The following is a 23,706-nucleotide window of genomic DNA, read 5'->3' as shown; positions in this document are numbered from 1 at the left end:
AGACGGCGGGGTCAGCGACTGACCGACAGCAACAACCGCACCAGTTCGGCCTGCCGGTGCGTGCCGGTCTTGTCGAAGACGTGCTGCAGATGGGTCTTCACCGTCGACACCGACAACGCCATCTCGTCGGCGATCGCGCGCACCCCTTCGCCGCGCAGAACCCGGGCGGCCACCAGTGCCTCGGCGCGGGTGAGCCCGAACAGCCGGCACAGCACCGACATCGGCGGTTCCGGGACACGTTCGGGGTCGAGGATCACCATCAGTGCGCACGGCGCCCTGTCGTCGTCACAGGCGCACGGCACGATGTGCACCACATAGGGGCGGCGACCCGACGGCCGGGGGCACAGCAGCGATGTGCCGCCGGGGGCGGCAGCGGCCGTCAGGCCGAGGGCCTGGGCGAGCGCCCTTGTCAACCGTCTGCCGGTGGCCGCGTCGGTGGCGACGACGGCGCCGGCGCACATCTCCAGTCCGTCGCGCGCGCTCAACATCGCCGCCGCGGCGCGATTCATCTGCATCACCGCCGAATTCGCGTCGAGGGTGACGATGCCGTGCTCGACGCAGTCGATCATCATGTGCAGGGTTTCGTGGCTGACGGAGTGCGCACGCAGGGATCGCTCGGTGCGCAGCGCCTGTTGCAGGTGCGGGATCAGGTTGGTGAGCAGCCTCGCGCGGTCGGGCGAGTCGAATTCCTCGGCTGCGCAATCCCCGGCGACGAGGAAGCTCGTCGTGCGGTCCGCCCCGCAGAGCCGGACGAACAACCCGTCGTTGAGCCGGTGCGGGCGCATCCAGTCGGCGTCGAACTCCGAGCGAGGCTGCAGCGCGATGAGCTCACGGCCACCGCGAACCAGACCGACCGGGCTGTGCTCCACGGCGGCCAGGACGTAGTCGATCTTTCGGTAGTAGCCCACGTACTCGGAGGCCGCGTCACCGGACAGATTGGCGCTCTTGACAGCACGGGTGCCGCCGTCGATCTCGATCAGCGCCGCGGTGAGACTGCCGAACACCTTTCGGATGTCGGCCATCGCCTCACCCCAGGCGTCGGGTGCGGTGGCTGCGCCGTACACCCGCGACACCATGCGGGAGAAGTCCTCGATCGTGCCCATCGCAGAACCCCCGGGACTGCTGATAGTGACTCGACTCTAAAACGTCTCGGCCGCTTGGGTGCCGAAAGCGCGATCTCAGCCGAACGGATGAGGATCGGGGGCCGTTCCGGGGGTTGGGTAGAGGCCATGACCACCCTGCGTACGGGGGCGATGCCGGAGGTGAGCTCCCTCCCACCCGCGCCGCTTAACCCGCTGCCCCGGCGAGAGCAGATCCGTGCTCTGCGCCAGTTCCACACCGGATGTGAGACGCTGCGCGATGCCGGCGGTCCGGTGACGCGCCTGCAACTGGCGCCGCGCTGGCTGATGCCACCGGTGGTCGTGGCGACTTCGCCAGGGGCCGTGCATGACGTGCTGTGCCGGCACGGCACGTTGGTGGACAAGACCGTCGTACACGCGGAGATGCGACACCTCATGGGGCGCAACCTCTTCGACCTCCAACACGATGACTGGACGCCGAGGCGCCGCGCACTGCAGCCGGTGTTCACGAAGAGGCGGGTGGAGGAGTTCTCCGGGCACATGGCCGCCGCCGCGCAGTCGGTCGCCGACAGCTGGGCCGACGGCGCAGAGATCGACCTCGACACCCAGAGCCGCCGTCTCACACTGTGTGCCCTCGGGCGGGCTGTGCTCGGCATCGACCTCACCGAGCAGGTGTCGTCGATCGGTGCGCCGATGCACATCGCGTTGTCGCACATCGCGGATCGCACCGGGTCCCCGGTCAAGGCGCCGCGGTGGTTCCCGACGCCTGCGCGGCGCCGGGCCGGTGCGGCGGCCGCCGAACTCCACAGCATCGCCGACGGCATCGTGCGTGCCTGCCGGGCCGATGCCGGGCGAGACGCGCCGCTGGTGCGCGCGATGATGGCAGCCGTCGACCCGCAGACCGGGGCGCCGCTGACCGATCGCGAGATCGCCGACGATCTGATCGCGTTCCTGATCGCCGGGCACGACACCACGGCGACGACGCTGGCCTATGCGCTGTGGCAGCTGGGCCGTCGCCCCGACCTGCAGGACAGGGTGCTGGCCGAGGTCGTCGCGGTGGGGGAGCGTGAAAGTCTCGGGCCGGCGGACGTGCCCGCGCTCGGCTACACGGTGGCGGTGCTGCACGAGGCGTTGAGGTTGTGCCCGCCGGCGCCCGCCACCAGCCGGGAAGCGGTGTGCGACATCGATGTCGGCGGTCATCTCGTGGAGGCCGGCAGCATGCTCGTCGTCGGCATCTATGCGCTGCACCGCGATCCGCGGTTGTGGGCCGATCCGCTGACCTTCGATCCGGACCGCTTCACCGGAGGCGAGCGCCCGGATCGCTGGCAGTATCTGCCGTTCGGCGCGGGCCCGCGGTCGTGCATCGGAGACCACTTCGCGATGCTCGAGGCCACCCTGGCGCTGGCGACCATCGTCAGGAAGGTCGAAATCGTCTCCACGACAGCCGAGTTCCCGGTCCAAGTGCCGTTCACCGCGGTCGCGGCGGCCCCGATCACCGCACGGGTGCGGCACCGCTGATCCCCCTGGGCCGCGACCGGCCCTGCTACGGTCAGCTCTCATGAGCGGAGCCGTGTGCCCGGGATCCTTCGATCCGGTGACCCTCGGTCACATCGACGTCTTCGAACGGGCGGCCGCCCAGTTCGACGAGGTCGTCGTCGCGGTGATGGTCAACCCGAACAAGAAGGGCATGTTCACCCTCGACGAGCGGATCGCGCTGATCGAGGAGTCGACCACCCACCTGTCCAACCTGCGCGTGGAATCGGGCCGGGGCCTGATCGTCGACTTCGTCAAGGAGCGCGACCTGACCGCGATCGTCAAGGGGTTGCGGACCGGCACCGACTTCGAGTACGAGCTGCAGATGGCGCAGATGAACAAGCACGTCGCCGGCGTCGACACGTTCTTCGTCGCGACCACCCCGCAGTACTCGTTCGTGTCGTCATCGTTGGCCAAGGAGGTCGCGATGCTCGGCGGCGACGTGACGGCGCTTCTGCCACCGGTGGTCAACGCGCGGCTGAAGGACAAGCTGGCCGAACGCGGTTGAGCAGGACCCGCCGGGGTATCCGGGGGACGACCGGCGCACAGCCCCTTCGCGCCGCCCGTCCACGACTCCCTACCCGGAGGTGCCGACCGTGCCGAAAACCTTTGTCCAGTCCACCGACGACGTCGTCTCGTTCCTCAAGGATCAGCACAACCTGATCAAGGACATGTTCGACGACGTGCTCTACGCGACCGATCCGAAGGCGCGGGAGAAGGCGTTCACCGAACTGCGTCAGCTGCTCGCCGTGCACGAGACCGCCGAGGAGATGGTGGTACATCCCCGCATCCGGCGCGAGGTCGACGAGGGCGGCGACATCGCCGACGCGCTGCTGCACGAGGAGCACACCGCCAAGGAACAGCTGGCCGCGCTGGAGGATCTCGACATCGCCTCCGACGAGTTCATCACCGAGTTGAGCAAGTTCCGCGACGTCGTGCTGGCCCACGCCGAGCACGAGGAGATCGAGGAGTTCACCAAGCTGGCCCGTGAGGTCGACGCCGCGGATCTCAAACGGATGGCCGGCGCGGTGCAGGCGGCCGAGGCGATCGCCCCCACGAGACCGCATCCCGGTGTCGAGTCGGCGACGCTGAACTTCGCCGTCGGCCCGTTCGCGTCCATGTTGGACCGCGCCCGCGACGCGATCGGCGCCGCCCTGCGCTGACCCCGCGCACCGCATTCGACGATTTTCGACGCGACACACCGTCGACGAAACACCAGTCACAGGCGTAACACCAGGCACACTGGTCACTAACAACTACGCCTGGAGGGTGTCGCCGTGTACCGAGTGTTCGAAGCTCTCGATGAGTTGGGTGCGATCGTCGAAGAAGCGCGCGGCGTGCCGATGACGGCCGGATGCGTGGTGCCGCGCGGCGACGTTCTGGAATTGATCGACGACATCAAGGACGCGATCCCGGGCGAGCTCGACGACGCCCAGGACGTGCTGGACGCGCGCGACACGCTGCTGCGCGAGGCCAAGGACCACGCCGAATCGACCGTGTCGACGGCCAACGCCGAGGCCGACTCGATGGTCAACCACGCCAGGTCCGAGGCCGACCGGCTGCTCGCCGATGCGAAGGCCCAGGCCGACCGCATGGTCGCCGAGGCGCGCCAGCACAGCGAGCGGATGGTCGGTGAGGCCCGCGAGGAGGCCGCGCGCATCGCCGCGACGGCGAAGCGGGAGTACGAGGCCAGCACCGGACGCGCCAAGTCCGAGGCCGACCGGTTGATCGAGAGCGGCAACCTCGCCTACGAGAAGGCCGTCCAGGAGGGCATCAAGGAACAGCAGCGCCTGGTGTCGCAGACCGAGGTCGTCGCGACTGCGACGGCCGAGGCCACCCGCATGATCGACTCGGCGCACGCCGAGGCCGACCGGTTGCGCGGTGAATGCGACATCTACGTCGACAGCAAGCTCGCCGAGTTCGAGGACTTCCTCAACGGCACGCTGCGGTCGGTCGGGCGGGGCCGTCACCAGCTGCGGACCTCGGCCGGGACCCACGACTACGCCGCGCGGTAAACCCCTCGCGGAGCTGACCGTACGATACGGACATGGCGACGCACGTTAGCGCGGCGGCGCACCGGTCGTCACGGTCGCCGCTCGTGATCGACATCTCTCGGCTCGGCCGGCGTCCCGGCTCGATGATCACCGTGGACACCACCGTGCCGAGCCCTCTGCGGATCGGCGTCGAACTCATCGCCGTCGAAGAGGGCGCACCGTTGACGATGGACCTGCGGCTGGAATCGGTGTCCGAAGGCGTGCTCGTCACCGGGACGGTATCGGCCCCCACGTCGGGGGAGTGCGCACGCTGCCTCAAACCGATCTCCGGTGAGGTCGAGATCGATCTGACCGAGCTGTTCGCCTACCCGGACAGCGCCACCGACGAGACCACCGAGGCCGACGAGGTTCCCCGCGTCGGCCGTGACGGTGGTGCCGAGACCGTCGACCTGGAGCAGACGGTGATCGACGCGATCGGGCTGGTGCTGCCGTTCTCACCGGTGTGCGGCCCGGATTGCCAGGGGTTGTGCCCCGACTGCGGGATCGCCCTGGAGGACGCCGAGCCCGGGCACCATCACGAGAAGATCGACCCGCGCTGGGCCAAACTGGCCGATTTCCGCGACGGCGGCGAGGACGACAAGTGACGACGGACCGGGCGCCCCTGCTCAAAGCGCTGGGGATCGACCTGTCCGAGGACCTGCTCACCATCGCGCTGACCCATCGCAGTTACTCCTACGAGAACGGCGGAGTGCCGACCAACGAGCGGCTGGAGTTCCTCGGCGATTCGGTACTCGGTCTGACGATCACCGAAGAGCTCTATCATCGCCATCCCGACCGCTCCGAGGGCGATCTGGCCAAGCTGCGTGCGAGCATCGTCAACACCCAGGCGCTGGCCGACGTCGGCCGGAACCTGTCCCCAGACGGGCTCGGCGCCTATCTGTTATTGGGCAAAGGCGAGGAGAACTCCGGCGGCGCGGACAAGTCCAGCATCCTCGCCGACGGTGTCGAATCCCTGCTCGGCGCAATCTATCTCGAACACGGCGGGGCCGCGGCGCGCGAAGTCATCCTGCGTCTGTTCAGTGGTCTGCTGGACACCGCGCCGACACTCGGGGCCGGGCTGGACTGGAAGAGCAGCCTGCAGGAACTGACCGCGTCCCTCGGCCTGGGCGCGCCGTCCTATCAGGTCACCTCGACCGGACCCGATCACGACAAGGAGTTCACCGCCGTCGTGGTGGTCGGGGAGAAGGTCTACGGCACGGGCGTCGGCCGCACCAAGAAGGAAGCCGAGCTCAAGGCCGCCTCGGCCGCGTGGAACGCGCTGAAGTCCGCGCATCCGGATGCCTGAGCTCCCCGAGGTCGAGGTCGTCCGCCGGGGCCTGGCCGCCCATGTCGTCGGCAGGACCATCACCGCGGTCCGGGTGCACCACCCGCGTGCGGTACGCCGGCACGAGGCCGGCCCGGCTGATCTGACGGCCCGACTGCTCGACATGACGATCACCGGGACCGGGCGGCGGGGGAAGTATCTGTGGCTCACGCTCGGCGGCGAGACCGCTGAGGCCTTGGTGGTTCACCTCGGCATGAGCGGGCAGATGCTGCTCGGACCGGTGCCCAACGAGAACCATCTGCGCATCGCGGCGTTGCTCGACGACGGCACCACGGTGAGCTTCGTCGACCAGCGCACGTTCGGTGGCTGGATGATCGCCGATCTGGTGACGGTGGACGGCACCGATGTGCCCGCGCCCGTCGCGCATATCGCCCGCGACCCGCTGGACCCGTTGTTCGACCGCGACGCCGTGGTGAAGGTGTTGCGCCGCAAGCATTCCGAGATCAAACGGCAGTTGCTGGACCAGACCGTGGTGTCGGGGATCGGCAACATCTACGCCGACGAGGCGCTGTGGCGGGCGAAGATCAACGGCGCCCGGCTCGCGTCGGGGATCTCGAAGGCCAAGCTCGCCGAGCTGCTCGACGCCGCGACCGCGGTGATGACCGACGCGCTCGGCCAGGGTGGCACGTCGTTCGACTCGCTCTATGTCAACGTCAACGGCGAGTCCGGGTACTTCGACCGCTCGCTGGACGCGTACGGCCGCGAGGGTGAGCCGTGCCGGCGCTGCGGTGCGATCATGCGGCGCGACAAGTTCATGAACCGCTCGTCCTTCTACTGCCCGCGCTGCCAACCCCGCCCCCGCGCCTAGTTCTCGCCGAACTGGGATTCCTGGCTGTGATCGGCGCCGAAACCACGACCGGGAATCTCAGTTCGGCAGGGCGTCGTCGGCAACGCTGTAGAAATAGGGCGTGACCGAACTGTGGGTGGAGCGCACCGGGGTGCGTCGCTATACGGGGCGCAGCTCGCGCGGCGCCGAAGTGCTGGTGGGCTCGGAGGACGTCGAGGGCGTCTTCACGCCGGGTGAGCTGCTCAAGATCGCGCTGGCCGCGTGCAGCGGGATGGCCAGCGATCAGCCGATGCGCCGGCGCCTTGGCGACGACTATGACGCCACGATCCGGGTGTCCGGGGCTGCCGACCGCGAGCAGGAGGTCTACCCGCTACTCGACGAGGTGCTGGAGGCCGACCTGTCGGCGCTGTCCGACGACGAGAAGGCCCGGCTGCTCACCGTCGTCGAGCGGGCGATCGACCAGGTGTGCACAGTGGGACGCACGTTGAAGCAGGGAACCAAAGTGACGTTTGAGGTGAAAGATCTTGGGGGAAACTGACATCCGCCTGACCGCCTGGGTGCACGGTTACGTCCAGGGCGTCGGTTTCCGCTGGTGGACCCGGTCGCGGGCGCTGGAACTGGGCCTGACCGGCTATGCGGCCAACAAACCCGACGGCCGGGTGCAGGTCGTCGCGCAGGGTCCGCGGGCGGCCTGTGAACGCCTTCTGGCGCTGCTCACCGGCGGTGAGACGCCCGGTCACGTCGACAAGGTGATCTCCGACTGGTCCGAACCGTCCGACGCGCTCTCGGGCTTCACCGAGCGCTGACCCCCGCGGCGGTAGGGTAACGCGTCATGCATCTGAAGAGTCTGACGCTGAAGGGCTTCAAGTCCTTCGCCTCGCCGACGACTCTGCGCTTCGAGCCGGGCATCACCTGCGTCGTCGGCCCGAACGGGTCGGGGAAGTCCAACGTCGTCGACGCGCTCACCTGGGTGATGGGCGAACAGGGCGCCAAGACCCTGCGCGGCGGCAAGATGGAGGACGTCATCTTCGCCGGGACGTCCTCGCGAGCCCCGCTGGGCCGCGCCGAGGTGACGCTGACCATCGACAACTCCGACAACGCGCTGCCGATCGAGTACTCCGAGGTGTCGATCACCCGCCGGATGTTCCGTGACGGTGCCGGTGAGTACGAGATCAACGGCAGCCGTTGCCGTTTGGCCGATGTCCAGGAACTGCTCAGCGACTCCGGCATCGGCCGTGAGATGCATGTGATCGTCGGCCAGGGCAAGCTGTCGGAGATCCTGGAATCGCGGCCCGAGGACCGGCGGGCGTTCATCGAGGAGGCCGCGGGCGTTCTCAAACACCGCAAGCGCAAAGAGAAGGCCGTCCGCAAGCTCGACTCGATGGCCGCCAATCTGGCCCGGCTGACCGACCTGACCACCGAGCTGCGCCGCCAGCTCAAACCGCTGGGCCGCCAGGCGGAGATGGCCAGGCGCGCCCAGACCATCCAGGCCGACCTGCGCGACGCCCGGCTGCGGCTGGCCGCCGACGACCTGGTCACCCGCAAGGCCGAGTTCGACAACACCAACCACGCCGAGACGACGCTGCGCAAGGAACACGAGGAGCTCACCGAGCGGCTGGAGATCAGGGCCGCCGAACTCGGCGAACACGAGCGCGCGGTCGGGGAGCTCAGCCTGCGTGCCGACGCCGCCCAGCAGCGCTGGTTCCGGCTGTCGGCGCTGGCCGAACGCGTCGGTGCGACGGTGCGCATCGCGACCGAGCGCGCCCAGCACCTCGACGCCGAGCCGGATTTCTCTGCCGGACCCGATCCCGACGAGCTCGAAGCCCAGGCCGACGCGGTCGCAGAACAGGAACAGCAGCTGCTCGAAGAGCTCGCCGAATCCCAGGCGCGGCTGGAGTCCGCCCGCGCCGAGCTCTCCGAACGCGAGCAGGTGGCCGCCGAGGCCGAACGCGCGCACATGGCCGCGGCCCGCGCCGAAGCCGACCGGCGCGAGGGGCTGGCCCGGTTGTCCGGCCAGGTCGACACGATGCGCACCCGGGTCGAGTCCGCCGACGAGACCCTGGCCCGGCTGACCGCGGGCATCGACGAGGCCGCGGCCCGCGCGCAGCAGACCCAGGCCGAGTTCGAGACCGTGCAGGGCCGGGTGGCCGAACTCGACGCCGGTGAGGTCGGCCTCGACGAGCAGCACGACCGCAGCGTGACCGCACTGCGGCTGGCCGACGAGCGCGTCGCCGAACTGCAGGCCGCCGAGCGCGCCGCCGAGCGGCAGGTTGCATCGCTGCAGGCCCGCATCGATGCCCTGTCGGTCGGCCTGGACCGCCGCGACGGTGCCGCATGGCTGCAGCAGAACCACAGTGGCGCAGGACTTCTGGGTTCCATCGCGAATCTGGTGAAGGTACGGCCCGGCCACGAGGCGGCGATCGCCGCGGTGCTGGGGGCGGCCGCCGACGCGCTGGCCGCCGAGGACTCGACCGCGGCCCGCGCCGCCGTCGCCGCGCTCAAGGAATCCGACGGTGGCCGCGCGGCGCTGGTGCTCGGCGACTGGCCGGCCCAGGAGCCGGTCGCCGGACAGCTCCCCGCCGGTGCGGTGTGGGCGGTGGACCTGGCCGAACCCGCCGCTCCGGTACGGGGTGCGGTGACAGCCATGCTCGCGGGCGTCGCAGTGGTCGGCGACCTCGCTGCCGCGCTGGATCTTGTTGCCGCACAACCCCATCTGCGTGCGGTGACCGCCGACGGCGACCTGGTCGGCGCCGGCTGGGTCAGCGGCGGGTCCGATCGTAAACCCAGCACGCTGGAGATCCAGTCCGAGGTCGACAAGGCCCGTGCCGAGCTCACCCGCGCCGAACGTCAGGTCGGCGAACTGTCCGCGGCGCTGTCCGGTGCACTCGACGAACAGTCCGCCCGTCAGGACGCCGCCGAACAGGCGCTGGCCGCACTCAACGAATCCGATGCCGCGATCTCGTCGATCTATGAGCAGCTCGGCCGGCTCGGCCAGGATGCGCGCGCCGCCGACGACGAATGGCAGCGACTGATCCGGCAGCGCGACGAGATGGAGGCCGCGCGCAACCGCACGGTCGCCGAGCTCGCCGAACTCGAACAGCGGCTGCATCAGGCCCAGCAGGAGCCGATGTTCGACGCCGAGGTCGTCGACCGTTCGGAGTCGACCGCCGCCGCCGAGGCGGCGCGGGCCGCGGAGGTGGAAGCCCGGCTGGCGGTGCGCACCGCCGAGGAACGCGCCAATGCTGTTCGCGGACGCGCTGATTCGCTACGCCGCGCCGCGGTGGCCGAACGCGAGGCACGGGCCAGGGCGCTGCGCGCCCGGGAGGCGCGCGTGCACGCCGCCGCGGTCGCCGACGCGGTCGCCGACGCCGGCCGGCTGGTCGCCCGGCGCCTCGCCGCGGCGGTCGAGGTCGCATCGCGGGTGCGTGACGAAGTCGCCGCCGAGCGGCAGGTTCGCGCCGGTGCGCTGACGACGGCACGCGAAGAGGTCAACGAACTCACCACGCGGATCGCCGCGCTGACCGACGCGCTGCACCGTGACGAGGTGGCCAAAGCGCAAGCGGCCCTTCGTATCGAGCAGCTCGAAGAACAGGTGCTCGAGCAGTTCGGCATGGCCGCCGACGATCTGGTCGCCGAGTACGGTCCCGGCGTCGCGCTGCCTCCGTCGGAGCTGGAGATGGCCGAGTACGAGCAGGCCAAGGAGCGCGGCGAGCAGGTCACCGCACCGGCGCCGATGCCGTATGACCGGCCCACCCAGGAGCGCCGGGCCAAACGTGCGGAGAAGGAGCTCAAGGAACTCGGCCGGGTGAATCCGCTTGCGCTGGAAGAGTTCGCCGCGCTGGAGGAGCGCTACAACTTCCTGTCGACCCAGCTCGAGGACGTCAAGGCCGCCCGCAAGGATCTGCTCGACGTGATCGCCGACGTCGACACCCGGATCCTGCAGGTGTTCACCGAGGCATACATGGACGTGGAGCGCGAGTTCACCCAGGTGTTCGCCACGTTGTTCCCCGGCGGCGAGGGCCGGCTGCTGCTGACCAACCCCGCCGACATGCTGACCACCGGCATCGAGGTGGAAGCCCGGCCGCCGGGCAAGAAGATCAAACGGCTCTCACTGCTCTCGGGCGGTGAGAAGTCGCTGACCGCGGTGGCCATGCTGGTCGCGATCTTCCGGGCCCGCCCGTCCCCGTTCTACGTGATGGACGAGGTCGAGGCGGCGCTCGACGATGTGAACCTGCGCCGGTTGATCAGCTTGTTCGAGCAACTTCGCGAACGCTCCCAGCTGATCGTGATCACCCACCAGAAGCCGACGATGGAGGTCGCCGACGCGCTGTACGGCGTCACGATGCAGGGCGACGGCATCACCACGGTGATCTCGCAGCGGATGCGGGGTCAGGAACTGGTCGCCAGCTCGTCCTGACAGTCTCAGCCGAGCTCGGTGACACCGCGCTCGCGCAACGCGGCCAGGTCGGCGGCTCCGGACCCGTGCAGGCATACGAGCAGCTCGTCGATGAACCGTTGCAGCCAATCCACCACCGCGTGAACGGATTCCACGGCGGGAGCGAGCAGCGGCCGGGCGACGGCGACCACCTCGGCGCCCATCGCGAGGGCCTTCGCGGCGTCCATCCCGGTGCGGATGCCGCCCGAGGCGACCAGCGGCACACCGGGCAGCACCCGGCGCACCTCGGTCAGCGCCTGCGCGGTCGGGATGCCCCACTCGGCGAGCGCCGGGTAGCGCACCTCGCCGTAGCGGACGAACTGTTCGATGCGCGCCCACGACGTCCCGCCGGCACCGGCGACGTCGACGGCGGCGACGGGGCAGTCGACGAGCTGTGCGGCGGCGGCCGCACCGATGCCGTGGCCGACCTCTTTGAGCATGACCGGATACCCGATCGATCCGGCCACCTCGCGCAGCCGGGCCATCGACCCCGAGAAATCGGTGTCACCGTTGTGCTGCATCGCCTCCTGCAGCGGGTTGGTGTGCACGGCGAGCCCGTTGGCGCCGACGCGGTCCAGCACCGCCGCCAGCGCCGGCAGCATCGACGTCTGCACCTGGGCCAGCCCGATGTTGCCGATCACCAGGATGTCGGGCGCGACCCCACGCACGTCGAAGCTCTTCGCCGCGACCGCGTCGTCGATCATCACCCGCTGCGACCCCAGCATCATCCCGACGCCGAGCCGCTGCGCGGCCGCCGCGAGGTTGCGGTTGATGGTTCCCGACAGTTCGGCGCCCCCGGTCATCGCGCCGATCAGCACCGGTGCGTGTAGTCGGGTGCCGAAGAACTCGGTGCCGAGGTCGACGGTGCCGAGGTCGGTCTGGGTCAGCGCGTTGTAAGGCAGTCGGTAGCGCTCCAGCCCGGTCGTCACCGTCTGGTAGTCGACGGGTTCGGTCAGGCAGACGTCGATGTGGCGGCGCTTGCGGTGCTGCAGCGCTGATGCGGGGTCGGGCGTCACCGGTTATGTCCCCTGAGACAATGGCACGGTGAGTGAAGGTCTCTGGATCGCGATCGCGGTCATCGCCGTTCTGCTGGTAGTCGCGCTTGTCGTCGGGCTGGTGCGGTACCGCCGCCGCCAGATCAAGCTGTCGGCTCCAGACACTGCCACTCCCGTCGATCGGTCGGGCGGCTATACCGCCTCGTCAAGTATCACGTTCTCGCAGTCGGCTCCGGCGGAAACCACGCCCAAAGTCCCGCCCAAGGCGCCGGCCCCGCCGAAGGCCCCCGAACGTATCGACACCACCGGCTTACCCGCCGTCGGCGATGATGCCACCATTCCGCGCGATGCGCCGAAACGTCCGATCGCCGACGTCAGGCTCCCCGAGCCCCCTGTCGAGGACCGCACCCCGGTGCCGCCCGTCGAGCGCCCGGCCCCGCCGGCCGAACCGGCGCCAGAACCCGTCACCGAGGCGCCCGCACCCGAACCGGCCCCTGAGGCCGAACCTGCCGCCGAACCCGTCGCCGAGGCACCCGCGGCGCCCGACCTCGATTCCATCGCGCCGACCGAGGGGCGCCTGGACCGGCTGCGCGGGCGGCTGGCCAAATCCCAGAACACCCTCGGGCGCAGCATGCTGGGCCTCATCGGCGGTGGCGACCTCGACGAGGATTCCTGGGAGGAGGTCGAGGACACACTGCTGATCTCCGACCTCGGCCCCGTCGTCACCGAATCGGTGATCGCGGCGCTGCGCGAGAAGATGGCCAGCAGCCGGGTGCGCACCGAAGCCGATGCCCGCGCCGTGCTGCGCGAGGTGCTGATCTCCGAGCTGCACCCCGACCTCGACCGCTCGATCAGGGCGCTGCCGCACGCCGACAAACCGTCGGTGCTGCTGGTGGTCGGCGTCAACGGCACCGGCAAGACGACCACCGTCGGCAAGCTGGCCCGCGTACTCGTCGCCGACGGACGGCGCGTGGTGCTCGGCGCGGCGGACACCTTCCGCGCGGCGGCGGCCGATCAGTTGCAGTCGTGGGCGTCGCGCGTCGGCGCGCAGGTGGTGCGCGGACCCGAGGGCGCCGACCCCGCGTCGGTGGCGTTCGACGCGGTCGACAAGGGCATCGCCGACGGTGCCGACGTGGTGGTCATCGACACCGCGGGCCGGCTGCACACCAAGACCGGCCTGATGGACGAACTCGGCAAGGTCAAGCGCGTGGTGGGTAAGCGCGCCGAGGTCGACGAGGTGCTGCTGGTGCTGGACGCGACGATCGGACAGAACAGCCTCCCGCAGGCCCGGGTGTTCGCCGAGGCGGTCCACATCACCGGCGTGGTTCTGACGAAGCTCGACGGGACGGCCAAGGGCGGCATCGTGTTCCGCGTCCAACAGGAACTCGGGGTGCCCGTCAAGTTGGTCGGGCTCGGTGAGGGCCCCGACGATCTGGCCCCGTTCGAGCCCGCCGCGTTCGTCGACGCACTGCTCGGCTGAGGCCCGAATTGCGGTGAACGGCACGGTGTTTTTGCTGGTCGGCGCCGGCGAAACACGAGCGTAACGACATCCGCGTGTCCGTTCACACCGGCGAAACACAACAGAATCACAGGTGAAACGCTCGCAAAAGAGTCTCTTCGGGAGGCCGATCATGATCGGCCGCCATCCCAAGGAGGTTCACACAAAGTGCTTTTAGCCTTGCCAGACGAAGCGTTTCTGCCGTTCGGGCCTGATGGCCTGAGCGCGGGGGATACGGCGTGGGTGCTCACGTCGGCGGCGCTGGTGTTGCTCATGACACCGGGCCTGGCGTTCTTCTACGGTGGTTTGTCCCGTCAGAAGTCCGTCCTCAACATGATGATGATGTCGTTCGGCACGATGGGTGTCGTCAGCGTCATCTACGTGCTCTGGGGTTACTCGATGTCGTTCGCCTCCGGTCACACCGGTGAGAGCGACTTCTTCGGAGTCTTCGACAACCCGTTCTCGCTGTTCGGGCTCAGTCAACTGACCGAGGTTCGCGAGGTCGACGGGGTCGACACCTTCGTCTCCGGCGGGTTCGGCACGGTGCCGGCCATCGTCTGGGTGGCCTTCCAGCTGACCTTCGCGGTCATCACCGTCGCGCTGATCAGCGGTGCGGTGGCCGAGCGCATGAAGTTCGGCACCTGGCTGGTTTTCGGCGGCATCTGGGTCACGCTGGTGTACTTCCCCCTGGCACACATGGTTTGGGGTGGCGGCCTGCTGTCGGGTTCCGAGAGTGGAATCGCGGCAAAGATTTTCGGTGTCGACGATGAGGGTGTGGCGAACGTGTCGCCGATCGACTTCGCCGGTGGCACCGTGGTCCACATCAACGCCGGTATGGCCGCGCTGGTGCTGGCGATCCTGCTCGGCAAGCGCGCCGGCTTCGGCAAGACCCCGTACCGCCCGCACAACATCCCGTTCGTGATGCTGGGTGCCGCGCTGCTGTGGTTCGGCTGGTTCGGCTTCAACGTCGGCTCCGAGGGCGCCGCGGACATGCTCGCCGGTTCGGTCTGGGTCAACACCACCGCCGCGACGGCCGCCGCGATGCTCGGCTGGCTTCTGGTGGAGCGCATCCGCGACGGTCACGCCACCAGCGTCGGTGCCGCCTCCGGTATCGTCGCCGGCCTGGTCGCGATCACCCCGGCCTGTGGGTCGCTCAGTGCGATCGGCTCGTTGATCCTCGGTGCGGTCGCGGGTGTGCTGTCCGCGCTCGCCATCGCGCTGAAGTACAAGTTCGGTTACGACGATTCGCTCGACGTCGTCGGCGTGCACTTGGTCGCCGGTCTGTGGGGCACCGTGGGCATCGGCTTCCTGGCTCTGGAGACCGGCCTGTTCTACGGCGGTGGCTTCGAGCAGCTGGTGGTCCAGATCGTCATCGCGGTGGTTGCCGTAGTGTTCACCGCAGTCATGACCGCCATCATCGCCTTCATCGTCAAGCCGCTGGGTTGGCGGGTGTCCAAGGAGGACGAGGACACTGGCATCGATGAGACCGAACACGCCGAAACGGCTTACGAGCTCGCCTGACCGGCGACAATTTCATCGGAAGGGATCAACTACATGAAGCTGATAACCGCGATCGTCAAGCCGTTCACGCTCGAAGATGTCAAGACCGGCCTGGAGCAGACGGGCATCCTGGGAATGACCGTCAGTGAGGTCCAGGGCTACGGCAGGCAGAAGGGTCACACCGAGGTCTACCGCGGCGCGGAGTACTCGGTCGACTTCGTGCCGAAGGTGCGTGTCGAGGTCGTCGTGGACGATGCCGCCGTCGACAAGGTGGTGGACGTCATCGTCCAGGCGGCTCGCACCGGCAAGATCGGTGACGGCAAGGTCTGGGTGAGCCCGGTCGAGACCGTGGTCCGGGTGCGCACCGGTGAACGTGGGGCAGACGCCCTTTGATCCGTATCGAGGAATGAGAGGTCGTCTCCCGGCGGTTGCGTCGTGTGAGTACTGGATCGTCAAGTGCCGGGAGGACAACTCATGAAGGATTCGACATCGAAGCCCGCCGCCGGCGCTTCCCGTTGGGAGCGTCCGGCGGCGGTGTCTTCCCGCCCCGCAACCGATCTCGTGGCCGCCGCCGAACAGCTGCTGTCCGGCAGCGGTCGCCAGCTCGACTCCGCGGCGTTACGTGACGCCCTGCTCGACCTGCACGACTTCTGGCTGACCACCAAGGCCACCGAGATCGGGATCACCGCGACCAGCGGCTTCGCGATCGTCGCGACCGGCGGCCTCGGCCGTGGTGAGCTGCTGCCGTACTCCGACCTCGATCTGATGTTGTTGCACGACAACATGCCTGCCGACGTCGTCGGCGAGGTCGCCGAACTTTTGTGGTATCCGTTGTGGGACGCCAACATTCGACTCGACCACAGTGTGCGCACGGTGCCCGAGGCGTTGCGGGTGGCGGGCGAGGACATCTCCGCCGGGTTGGCCATGCTGGAGGCCAGGCACATCGCAGGCGACGCCGACCTGTCGTCGTTGCTGATCGGCGGTGCGCGCAGGCAGTGGCGCATCGGGATCGCCTCGCGCTTCGACGAACTCGTCGAGCACACCAGGGCGCGCTGGGAGCGCAGCGGCCAGATCGCCCACCGCGCCGAACCGGATCTCAAGTGCGGCAGGGGCGGACTGCGCGACGTCCAGCTGCTCAACGCGCTCGCGATCGCCCAGCTCGCCGACGTGTACCCCAGCCGCTCGCTGGCCTCGCCGACCGAGACGCTCGGCGAGGCGAACCTTGCGCTGCTCAACGTCCGCACCGAACTGCACCGGGTGGCCGGCCGTGGACGGGAACTGCTGCTGGCCCAGCACGCCGACGAGATCGGTTCGTCGCTGCGGATCGGTGACCGCTTCGACCTCGCCCGCACCCTGTCCGATGCGGCGCGCACCGTCAGCTACTACGTCGACGCCGGAATCCGAACGGCGGCAAACGCTTTGCCGCGCCGAGGGCTGGCCGCGCTGCGCAGGCCGGTGCGGCGCCCGCTCGACGAAGGCGTCATCGAGTTCAACGGCGAGGTGATCCTGGCCCGTGACGCCCGCCCCGAACGCGACCCCGGGCTGATCCTGCGGGTGGCCGCGGCGTCGGCCACCACCGGGCTGCCGATCGCGGGATCCACACTCAGCCGGCTCGTCGAGGCGGCCCCCGAACTGCGCACCCCGTGGCCCCGGCAGGCGCTCAAGGATCTGCTGGTGATGCTCGCGGCCGGGCCGTCGGCGGTCGGCACCATCGAGGCGCTGGACCGCACCGGGCTGTGGGGCAGGCTGTTCCCGGAATGGGGTGCGGTGCGTGACCTGCCGCCCCGCGACGTCGTGCACATCTGGACCGTCGACCGCCACCTGGTCGAGACCGTCTCCCGGGCAAGCGCTTTCACCACCCGGGTGTCACGTCCCGACCTGCTTCTGCTCGGCGCTCTGGTGCACGACATCGGCAAGGGCCGCGGTGGTGACCACAGCGTCATCGGCGCCGAACTGGCCCACCAGATCGGCAGCCGGCTCGGCCTGTGGCCTTCGGACATCAAGATCCTTGCCCAGGTGGTGCGCCACCACCTGTTGCTGCCGCACACCGCCACCCGCCGCGATCTACAGGATCCCGACACCATCGCCGCGGTCGCCGAAGCGCTCGACGGTGATCTCGTGGTGCTCGAGCTGCTGCACGTGCTCGCCGAGGCCGACTCGCTGGCCACCGGGCCCGGGGTGTGGGGCGACTGGAAGGCCTCGCTGATCGGCGAACTGGTGCGGCGCTGCCGGCTGGTGATGGCCGGTGAGCCGCTTCCGCATCCCGATCCCGTCGACGCCCGGTTCATCGCGCTGGCGGGCGAGGTGGGCGTGCACGTCGAGCTGACGCCGGCCGACACCGCACACATCTACCAGGTCACGATGATCGCGCCGGACCGCCGCGGCGTGCTGTCGAAGGCCGCCGGGGTGCTGGCGCTGAACTCGCTGCGGGTGTACTCCGCGTCGGTCAACGGCCATGAGGGTTCGGCGATCAACAGTTTCGTGGTGGCGCCGCACTTCGGGTCACCGCCCGCGGCCGAGCTGCTGCGCCAGCAGCTGATCCTGGCCATCGACGGCGAACTCGACGTGATGGCCGCGCTGGAGAAGAAGGAAGCCGAGAGCAACGCGCTCGGCCGCGCCGGTGAGATCAAGGCCGCCGTCCCGATCAACCCCCCGACCGCGCCGCCGAGAGTGCTGTGGCACGAGGGATCCAATTCCGGCCAGCTCGTCGCCGAGATCCGGGCCACCGACCGGACCGGACTGCTGGCGGTGCTGACCCGGGTCTTCGAACGGGCCGGGGTGGACATCGCCTGGGCCAAGGTCACCACGATGGGGTCCTCGGTGATCGACGCGTTCGGGATCGTGCTGCCCGCCCATGACGAGGGTGTGGAGGACGGTATCCGTGAGAGGCTCGAACGCGAACTGTTCGCGGTGCTGCCTGCCCCGCCCGCGCCCAAGCAGGTTCACGACGAGGCCAGCTGACCGGCGCTGGCCGAACGTGCCCGCCGACCCACGATAGGCTGGGCCGCGTGTTTGAATCCCTGTCCGATCGGTTGACCGGTGCCCTGACGGGCCTGCGGGGCAAGGGTCGGCTGACCGACGCCGACATCGATGCCACCGCGCGTGAGATCCGGCTGGCGCTGCTTGAGGCCGACGTCTCGCTGCCCGTCGTCCGCGCGTTCATCTCGCGCATCAAGGATCGCGCCAAGGGCGCCGAGGTATCGGCCGCGCTGAATCCGGCGCAGCAGGTCGTCAAGATCGTCAACGAGGAGCTCGTCGCGATCCTCGGCGGTGAGACCCGCCAGCTCGCGTTCGCGCGGAACCCACCGACGGTCATCATGCTCGCCGGTCTGCAGGGATCCGGTAAGACGACCCTGGCGGGCAAGCTCGCGAAATGGCTGAAGGCGCAGGGCCACACCCCGCTGCTGGTCGCGTGTGACCTGCAGCGCCCCGGCGCGGTCAACCAGCTCCAGATCGTCGGCGAACGGGCGGGCGTGCACGTCTTCGCGCCGCACCCGGGCGTCTCGCCGGACGGCGCGACCATCGAGCAGATGACCGCGGGCGACCCGGTCGCCGTGGCCGCGGCAGGTCTCGCGGAGGCCAAGGCCAAGCTCTACGACGTGGTGATCGTCGACACCGCCGGCCGCCTCGGCATCGACGAGGAGCTGATGGCGCAGGCCGCGGCGATCCGCGACGCCGTCAACCCCGACGAGGTGCTGTTCGTCCTCGACGCGATGATCGGTCAGGACGCCGTCACCACCGCCGACGCGTTCCGCGAGGGCGTCGGGTTCACCGGTGTCGTGCTGACCAAGCTCGACGGCGACGCCCGCGGTGGCGCCGCGCTGTCGGTGCGCGAGGTCACCGGCCAGCCCATCCTGTTCGCGTCGGCGGGGGAGAAGCTGGAGGACTTCGACGTCTTCCATCCCGACCGGATGGCCAGCCGCATCCTCGGCATGGGCGACGTGCTCACCCTCATCGAGCAGGCCGAGCAGGTCTTCGACGCCGAACAGGCGGAGGCGACCGCAGCCAAGATCGGCAGCGGAGAGCTCACCCTCGAGGACTTCCTCGAGCAGATGCTCGCGATCCGCAAGATGGGTCCGATCGGCAACCTGCTCGGCATGCTTCCCGGCGCCGGCCAGATGAAGGACGCGCTGGCCGCCGTCGACGACAGTCAGCTCGACCGCGTGCAGGCGATCATCCGCGGCATGACGCCGCAGGAACGCGCTGATCCGAAGATCATCAACGCGTCGCGCCGGCTGCGCATCGCCAACGGCTCGGGCGTCACGGTCGCCGAGGTCAACCAGCTCGTCGACCGGTTCTTCGAAGCCCGCAAGATGATGTCGCAGATGGCCGGCCAGATGGGGATGCCGTTCGGCCGGAAGAATTCCCGCAAGGCGGCCAAGGGGAAGAACAAGCAGAAAGCCGGCAAGAAAGGGCGCAAATCAGGGGCAGGCCCGACCCAGCCGAAGACCCGCAGCCCGTTCGGCCCCGGCATGCCCGGCATGCCCGCCGGCTTCCCCGATCTGTCCAACATGCCCAAGGGCCTTGACGAGCTGCCGCCCGGCCTCGCCGACATCGACCTGTCGAAGCTGAAGTTCCCGAAGAACTAGCGATGAGCGCGCGTCTGCATGTGCGCGGTCGTGGCCTGCCGGACGGCGAACCCGTCGACTGGTGGATCGTCGACGGGCGGCTGTCCGCCGAACCGGTCGCCGATGCCGAGACGGTGTTCGGAGCGGACACCGATGGCGGCTGGGTGCTGCCCGGCCTGGTCGACGCGCACTGCCACGTGGGTCTGGGTGCGCACGGAGAGATCCCGCTGGACGAGGCGGCCGCGCAGGCCGAGACAGACCGGGATGCCGGTGCGCTGTTGTTGCGCGACGCCGGATCGCCGACCGACACCCGCAGCTTCGACGACCGCGCCGACCTGCCGCGGATCATCCGGGCGGGCCGCCATCTGGCCCGTCCGAAGCGGTACTCGCGCGGTTTCGCCGCCGAACTCGAGGACCCGTGGCAGTTGCCCGACGCCGTCGCCCAGCAGGCCCGCTGGGGCGACGGCTGGGTGAAGCTGGTCGGGGACTGGATCGACCGCGACTCCGGCGACCTGGCGCCGCTGTGGCCGGATGACGTGCTGGAGGCGGCAATCGACGCCGCCCACGCCAACGGCGCCCGGGTCACCGCGCATGTGTTCAGCGAGGACGCGTTGCCCGGTCTGATCAAGGCGGGTATCGACTGCATCGAGCACGGCACCGGGCTGACCGAGGACACCATCGACCTGATGGTCGAACACGGAACGGCGCTGGTCCCGACGCTGATCAACATCGAGAACTTTCCCGGAATCGCCGACGGGGCCGACCGCTTCCCGGCCTACCAGAAGCACATGCGCGCGCTGTACGAGAGCTGCCCGGCCCGCATCGGGGCGGCGCGCGAAGCCGGTGTGCCGATCTTCGCGGGCACCGATGCGGGCAGCGCCGTCGCGCACGGCCGGATCGCCGACGAGGTCGAGGCGCTCAAGGGGATCGGTATGACGCCGACCGAGGCGCTCGGCGCGGCGTGCTGGGATGCCCGCGAGTGGCTGCGGCGCCCGGCGTTACGGCACGGCGCGTCAGCGGATCTGGTGTGCTTCGCCGACGATCCGCGCTCCGGCCCCGAGGTGCTGGCTCACCCGACCGTGGTGATCCTGCGCGGCATCGTCCACTGATCGGCCGGCGCGCTACGGCTGGCTGAATCCGTAGTCCAGCAAGCGGATCGCCTGCCCGTAGAGATCGCCGGTGCCGTACATCTGCACCACGACGAGGCGACGGTTGCCGCGCTGGGCGGCCCCCACGTAGGTCTTGCGAGCCAGGTTGGTGAAGCCCGTCTTACCACCGAGGTCCCCGGGGTAGCGGGACAACAACTCGTTCTGGTTGTGCAGCGTCTTACCGGGAAACGGTGCGGTCGGTGAGCGCATGATCTGGGCGATCAGCGGATACTTCAGCGCCGCCCGCATGATCACCGCGAGGTCGTGCGGCGTGGTCACCGATTCCCAGCCCGGCCCGTCGAGCCCGGACGGCGAGGACGCCTTGGTGCTGCGCGCGCCGACGAGCGCGGCCTTACGGTTCATCTTCGCCACGGCCATCTGTTGCCCGCCGAGCATGTCGCCCAGCATGTTCGCCGCGTCGTTGCCCGACACCATCAGGATCGCGGAGAGCAGTTCGGTGGTCGTGTAGGCCTGGCCGGGTTTGAGCCCTACGCAGGAACATTCGACCCGGGTGTGCGATTCGTTGGCCCTGGCGAAGTTGTCCGGTCGCAGGTGGTCGAGCACCGTCATCGCCAGCAGCACCTTGATCGTGCTGGCGGGGGCGTAGGTGCCGTACGGATCGCGGCTGGCGAGCACCCGGCCGGTGTCCAGGTCGGCGACCAGCCACGCCTTCGCCGGTCCGTCCGGAATCGGTTGGGCGGCAGCGGCTTCCACGGGCTGTCCGGGCTGGGCCGTCGCCGGTGCGACCGACATCGACGCGGGCAGCAGCGCACTCAGGGCGAGCGCCAGCCCCGCGAGTCGTATTCGCACGAGGGGCGACGCTAGTCGCGCCAGGACTCGGCCAGGTCTCCGTCCGGTATCGACTTCGGGCGAATTCGGCGTGTTGACCGACTCAGAGCGGGCTGATCCCCGGGTTGGGTCCCAGCGCGAACCCCCAGTCCAGCAGCGCCGACGCCTGATCCCAATACGTCGGGCCGCCTTCGGTGACCAGGCCGTACATCATCGCGACCACGAGATGTCTGCCGCCCCGCTCGGCGCCGGCGACGAACGTCTTGCGCGCCAGATCGGTGTAGCCGGTCTTGCCGCCGAACGCGCCGGGGTAGCGGTGCAGCATCTCGTCCTGGTTCACCAGCACCCGATCCCCGGCCCGGGTCGGGAACACCGCGGTGGGCTGCGCGGTGATCTGCGCGAACACCGGGTAGCCCATCGCCGCGCGGAACAGCACCGCGAGATCGTGTGGGGTGGACCAGATGTCGATGCCCGGACCGTCGATCCCGGACGGCGAGCCGGCCCGGGTGTTGTGGGCGCCCACCGCCGCGGCCTTGGCGTTCATCTTCGCCACCGCGACATCGCGCCCGCCGAGCATGGTGGCCAGGGTGTTGGCGGCGTCGTTGCCCGACACCAGCAGCAACCCCTCCAGCAGCTGGCGGGTGCTGTACGTCAGGCCGGGCGAGACGCCTGCGCAGTTGCACTCGACCAACGTATCGGCGTCGTTCGCGACGATCGTCGCGTCCAGCGGCAGTTCGTCGAGCACCACCATCGCGAGCAGGATCTTGATCGTGCTCGCCGGCGCGTAGCGCCCGTGCTCGTTACGGGCCGCCAGCACCGCGCCGGTGTCCATATCGGCGACGATCCACGCCTGCGCGGGCCCGTCGGGCGCGGGCACCGAGCCGGCGGGTTGCACCACGCCCGGCACCGGCACGGCGGTCGCCGTCGGCCCGGTGAGGGCACCGCCGGCCAGCAGGCACAGCGCGGTGCCCAGGCACGCGAGAAGCCGTGTCATGTCGGGTGAGCCTATCGGCGGGGTTGATCGTGTTCAATCGATGTCATGCTCAGCCTCGAAGAGATCTCCGACCGGCTGGAGATCCAGCAACTGCTGATCGACTATTCGACGGCGATCGACGGTAAGCGGTTCGACGACCTCGATGCGGTGTTCACGCCGGACGCCTACATCGACTACCGCGTCAGCGGCGGCGTCGACGGCCCGTTCCCTGAGGTCAAGGCGTGGCTGAAGGAGGTGCTGCCGAACTTCCCGGCGTACTACCACATGCTCGGCAACGTCGACGTGCGCATCGGCGCCGACGGGAACACCGCGACCTCACGGGCGGTCTGCTTCAACCCGATGGTGATGGGCGGCGATGCCGGGCAGATCTATTTCGTCGGGATCTGGTACGTCGACGAGTTCGTCCGCACCGAGGCGGGCTGGCGGATGAGCAAACGGGTCGAGGAGAAGGCGTTCGACAAGCTCGTCTGACTACCGCACCGCCCGCCGGGCCAACCGGCCCGCGGCGCGTTTGATCCGGTCGGACAGATACAGCGAGAACGCCACGTTGAAGATGTCCTCGCGCAGCCGGGTCAACGTGGACTCGGTGATCAGCCAGCGTCCGTCGAGCTTCTGGTAGGTCTCGCGGTAGTGCCCGTAGCCGCGCAGGTTCACACCGGGCGCCAGGCGCACGACGTCCTCGAGCGCCCAGATCCCGTCCGCGGTGGTCGCCGACGTCAGGGTGATCTCCGGCGCGTGCACCTGATGCACCGTGGCGTTGTCGCGCAGGCTGCGCCGGGTGAAGGAGACGAAGTCGTCGGCGCCGACGATGATCTTGCCGCCCGCCTGCGAGGTGTCGCTGCGGAAGTCGTCGCTGAACAACGTCCGCCACGACTGCCAGTCCTTGGTGTCGAGATGGCGGCAGTAGCGCGCCTTGAGCTGTTTGATCGCCTCGATCTCCAGCAGCACGGCAGCGTCGTCCATGCCTAGAAAGTGACATTGAGGGCGGGTTTTGTAAAGCCT

The 23,706-nt window shown here is 69.3% G+C and carries 22 protein-coding genes; 17 read left to right on the top strand and 5 right to left on the bottom strand.

Annotated features, from left to right (window positions below; all coding sequences use genetic code 11):
* Positions 1-11 precede the first annotated feature (11 nt).
* Positions 12-1,103 carry a helix-turn-helix transcriptional regulator gene (locus NTM_RS25070; protein ID WP_163768797.1) on the bottom strand — a complete coding sequence of 364 codons (1,092 nt, stop codon included), beginning with the start codon at positions 1,101-1,103 and terminating at the stop codon, positions 12-14.
* A 126-nt stretch (positions 1,104-1,229) separates the two neighbouring features.
* Between NTM_RS25070 and NTM_RS25065 the strand changes: the two genes are divergently transcribed.
* From NTM_RS25065 to smc, 10 genes are all read left to right on the top strand, one after another.
* Entirely contained in the window at positions 1,230-2,597 is a 1,368-nt protein-coding gene (locus NTM_RS25065) for a cytochrome P450 (RefSeq protein ID WP_232079833.1), read from the top strand.
* 40 nt (positions 2,598-2,637) lie between these two features.
* The gene (gene coaD, locus NTM_RS25060) at positions 2,638-3,120 is read left to right on the top strand and encodes a pantetheine-phosphate adenylyltransferase (protein ID WP_104864713.1); all 483 of its coding nucleotides are present in this window, start codon (positions 2,638-2,640) and stop codon (positions 3,118-3,120) included.
* Positions 3,121-3,208: 88 nt separating this feature from the next.
* Complete coding sequence (locus NTM_RS25055) at positions 3,209-3,775, top strand: hemerythrin domain-containing protein (protein WP_104864803.1); 567 nt, start codon at positions 3,209-3,211, stop codon at positions 3,773-3,775.
* 114 nt (positions 3,776-3,889) lie between these two features.
* Positions 3,890-4,627 (top strand): cell division protein SepIVA, encoded by a 738-nt coding sequence (gene sepIVA, locus NTM_RS25050; RefSeq protein ID WP_104864714.1) that lies wholly within the window; start codon positions 3,890-3,892, stop codon positions 4,625-4,627.
* A gap of 32 nt (positions 4,628-4,659) precedes the next feature.
* Positions 4,660-5,250 carry a YceD family protein gene (locus NTM_RS25045; RefSeq protein ID WP_104864715.1) on the top strand — a complete coding sequence of 197 codons (591 nt, stop codon included), beginning with the start codon at positions 4,660-4,662 and terminating at the stop codon, positions 5,248-5,250.
* Positions 5,247-5,951: a ribonuclease III gene (gene rnc, locus NTM_RS25040; RefSeq protein ID WP_104864716.1), complete on the top strand. Its 705-nt coding sequence runs from the start codon at positions 5,247-5,249 to the stop codon at positions 5,949-5,951. The genes NTM_RS25045 and rnc overlap by 4 nt, the downstream gene beginning before the upstream one ends.
* Positions 5,944-6,798 (top strand): bifunctional DNA-formamidopyrimidine glycosylase/DNA-(apurinic or apyrimidinic site) lyase, encoded by an 855-nt coding sequence (gene mutM, locus NTM_RS25035; RefSeq protein WP_104864717.1) that lies wholly within the window; start codon positions 5,944-5,946, stop codon positions 6,796-6,798. Before rnc ends, mutM begins: the two co-directional genes overlap by 8 nt.
* Positions 6,799-6,898: 100 nt before the next feature.
* A complete protein-coding gene (locus NTM_RS25030) occupies positions 6,899-7,315 on the top strand; it encodes an OsmC family protein (RefSeq protein WP_163768795.1) in 417 nt (138 codons plus the stop codon).
* Positions 7,302-7,583, top strand: coding sequence for an acylphosphatase (locus NTM_RS25025; protein WP_179963992.1), 282 nt, complete (start codon positions 7,302-7,304; stop codon positions 7,581-7,583). The genes NTM_RS25030 and NTM_RS25025 overlap by 14 nt, the downstream gene beginning before the upstream one ends.
* Before the next feature lie 26 nt (positions 7,584-7,609).
* On the top strand, positions 7,610-11,194 hold the full coding sequence (gene smc / locus NTM_RS25020) for a chromosome segregation protein SMC (protein ID WP_163768793.1): 3,585 nt from the start codon (positions 7,610-7,612) through the stop codon (positions 11,192-11,194).
* Positions 11,195-11,199: 5 nt separating this feature from the next.
* Here smc and fni read toward each other — a convergent pair whose 3' ends face one another.
* Positions 11,200-12,228 (bottom strand): type 2 isopentenyl-diphosphate Delta-isomerase, encoded by a 1,029-nt coding sequence (gene fni / locus NTM_RS25015; protein WP_163768791.1) that lies wholly within the window; start codon positions 12,226-12,228, stop codon positions 11,200-11,202.
* A gap of 28 nt (positions 12,229-12,256) precedes the next feature.
* Here fni and ftsY point away from each other — a divergent pair, with 28 nt between their 5' ends.
* The 6 genes from ftsY to NTM_RS24985 all read left to right on the top strand — a co-directional run bounded on the left by ftsY (position 12,257) and on the right by NTM_RS24985 (position 20,882).
* A complete protein-coding gene (gene ftsY, locus NTM_RS25010; protein ID WP_163768789.1) occupies positions 12,257-13,687 on the top strand; it encodes a signal recognition particle-docking protein FtsY in 1,431 nt (476 codons plus the stop codon).
* A 186-nt stretch (positions 13,688-13,873) separates the two neighbouring features.
* Positions 13,874-15,226, top strand: coding sequence for an ammonium transporter (locus NTM_RS25005; RefSeq protein WP_163768787.1), 1,353 nt, complete (start codon positions 13,874-13,876; stop codon positions 15,224-15,226).
* Positions 15,227-15,259: 33 nt separating this feature from the next.
* Positions 15,260-15,598, top strand: coding sequence for a P-II family nitrogen regulator (locus NTM_RS25000; RefSeq protein ID WP_011779408.1), 339 nt, complete (start codon positions 15,260-15,262; stop codon positions 15,596-15,598).
* A gap of 81 nt (positions 15,599-15,679) precedes the next feature.
* The gene (locus NTM_RS24995; RefSeq protein WP_163768784.1) at positions 15,680-18,166 is read left to right on the top strand and encodes a [protein-PII] uridylyltransferase; all 2,487 of its coding nucleotides are present in this window, start codon (positions 15,680-15,682) and stop codon (positions 18,164-18,166) included.
* A gap of 47 nt (positions 18,167-18,213) precedes the next feature.
* A complete protein-coding gene (gene ffh, locus NTM_RS24990) occupies positions 18,214-19,794 on the top strand; it encodes a signal recognition particle protein (RefSeq protein WP_163768782.1) in 1,581 nt (526 codons plus the stop codon).
* Between the two features lie 2 nt (positions 19,795-19,796).
* Entirely contained in the window at positions 19,797-20,882 is a 1,086-nt protein-coding gene (locus NTM_RS24985) for a metal-dependent hydrolase family protein (protein ID WP_104864726.1), read from the top strand.
* Between the two features lie 12 nt (positions 20,883-20,894).
* Here NTM_RS24985 and NTM_RS24980 read toward each other — a convergent pair whose 3' ends face one another.
* Both NTM_RS24980 and NTM_RS24975 read right to left on the bottom strand, forming a co-directional pair.
* Complete coding sequence (locus tag NTM_RS24980; RefSeq protein ID WP_170312031.1) at positions 20,895-21,674, bottom strand: D-alanyl-D-alanine carboxypeptidase family protein; 780 nt, start codon at positions 21,672-21,674, stop codon at positions 20,895-20,897.
* A 139-nt stretch (positions 21,675-21,813) separates the two neighbouring features.
* Positions 21,814-22,704 (bottom strand): D-alanyl-D-alanine carboxypeptidase family protein, encoded by an 891-nt coding sequence (locus tag NTM_RS24975; RefSeq protein WP_104864728.1) that lies wholly within the window; start codon positions 22,702-22,704, stop codon positions 21,814-21,816.
* Between the two features lie 45 nt (positions 22,705-22,749).
* On the opposite strand from NTM_RS24975, the gene NTM_RS24970 reads away from it, so the two are divergent.
* A complete protein-coding gene (locus tag NTM_RS24970) occupies positions 22,750-23,175 on the top strand; it encodes a nuclear transport factor 2 family protein (protein ID WP_104864729.1) in 426 nt (141 codons plus the stop codon).
* Here NTM_RS24970 and NTM_RS24965 read toward each other — a convergent pair whose 3' ends face one another.
* Positions 23,176-23,667, bottom strand: a complete 492-nt coding sequence (locus NTM_RS24965) for a nuclear transport factor 2 family protein (RefSeq protein WP_104864730.1) — start codon at positions 23,665-23,667, stop codon at positions 23,176-23,178. It lies immediately after the preceding gene.
* Positions 23,668-23,706: the final 39 nt, after the last annotated feature.

Origin of the sequence: Mycolicibacterium parafortuitum (genome assembly GCF_010725485.1) — a bacterium.
In the GTDB taxonomy this organism is placed as follows: domain Bacteria; phylum Actinomycetota; class Actinomycetes; order Mycobacteriales; family Mycobacteriaceae; genus Mycobacterium.
The sequence above is the reverse complement of the archived record's forward strand: the minus strand, read 5'-3'. Positions and strand labels throughout refer to the sequence as shown.

Excerpts from the sequence above, each read along its gene's own strand:
- NTM_RS25070 (WP_163768797.1), bottom strand. The coding sequence starts at position 1,103 with ATGGGCACGATCGAGGACTTCTCCCGCATGGTGTCGCGGGTGTACGGC.
- NTM_RS25065 (WP_232079833.1), top strand. The coding sequence starts at position 1,230 with ATGACCACCCTGCGTACGGGGGCGATGCCGGAGGTGAGCTCCCTCCCA.
- coaD (WP_104864713.1), top strand. The coding sequence starts at position 2,638 with ATGAGCGGAGCCGTGTGCCCGGGATCCTTCGATCCGGTGACCCTCGGT.
- NTM_RS25045 (WP_104864715.1), top strand. The coding sequence starts at position 4,660 with ATGGCGACGCACGTTAGCGCGGCGGCGCACCGGTCGTCACGGTCGCCG.
- mutM (WP_104864717.1), top strand. The coding sequence starts at position 5,944 with ATGCCTGAGCTCCCCGAGGTCGAGGTCGTCCGCCGGGGCCTGGCCGCC.
- smc (WP_163768793.1), top strand. The coding sequence starts at position 7,610 with ATGCATCTGAAGAGTCTGACGCTGAAGGGCTTCAAGTCCTTCGCCTCG.
- NTM_RS25000 (WP_011779408.1), top strand. The coding sequence starts at position 15,260 with ATGAAGCTGATAACCGCGATCGTCAAGCCGTTCACGCTCGAAGATGTC.
- NTM_RS24995 (WP_163768784.1), top strand. The coding sequence starts at position 15,680 with ATGAAGGATTCGACATCGAAGCCCGCCGCCGGCGCTTCCCGTTGGGAG.
- NTM_RS24985 (WP_104864726.1), top strand. The coding sequence starts at position 19,797 with ATGAGCGCGCGTCTGCATGTGCGCGGTCGTGGCCTGCCGGACGGCGAA.
- NTM_RS24980 (WP_170312031.1), bottom strand. The coding sequence starts at position 21,674 with ATGTCGGTCGCACCGGCGACGGCCCAGCCCGGACAGCCCGTGGAAGCC.
- NTM_RS24975 (WP_104864728.1), bottom strand. The coding sequence starts at position 22,704 with ATGACACGGCTTCTCGCGTGCCTGGGCACCGCGCTGTGCCTGCTGGCC.
- NTM_RS24970 (WP_104864729.1), top strand. The coding sequence starts at position 22,750 with ATGCTCAGCCTCGAAGAGATCTCCGACCGGCTGGAGATCCAGCAACTG.
- NTM_RS24965 (WP_104864730.1), bottom strand. The coding sequence starts at position 23,667 with ATGGACGACGCTGCCGTGCTGCTGGAGATCGAGGCGATCAAACAGCTC.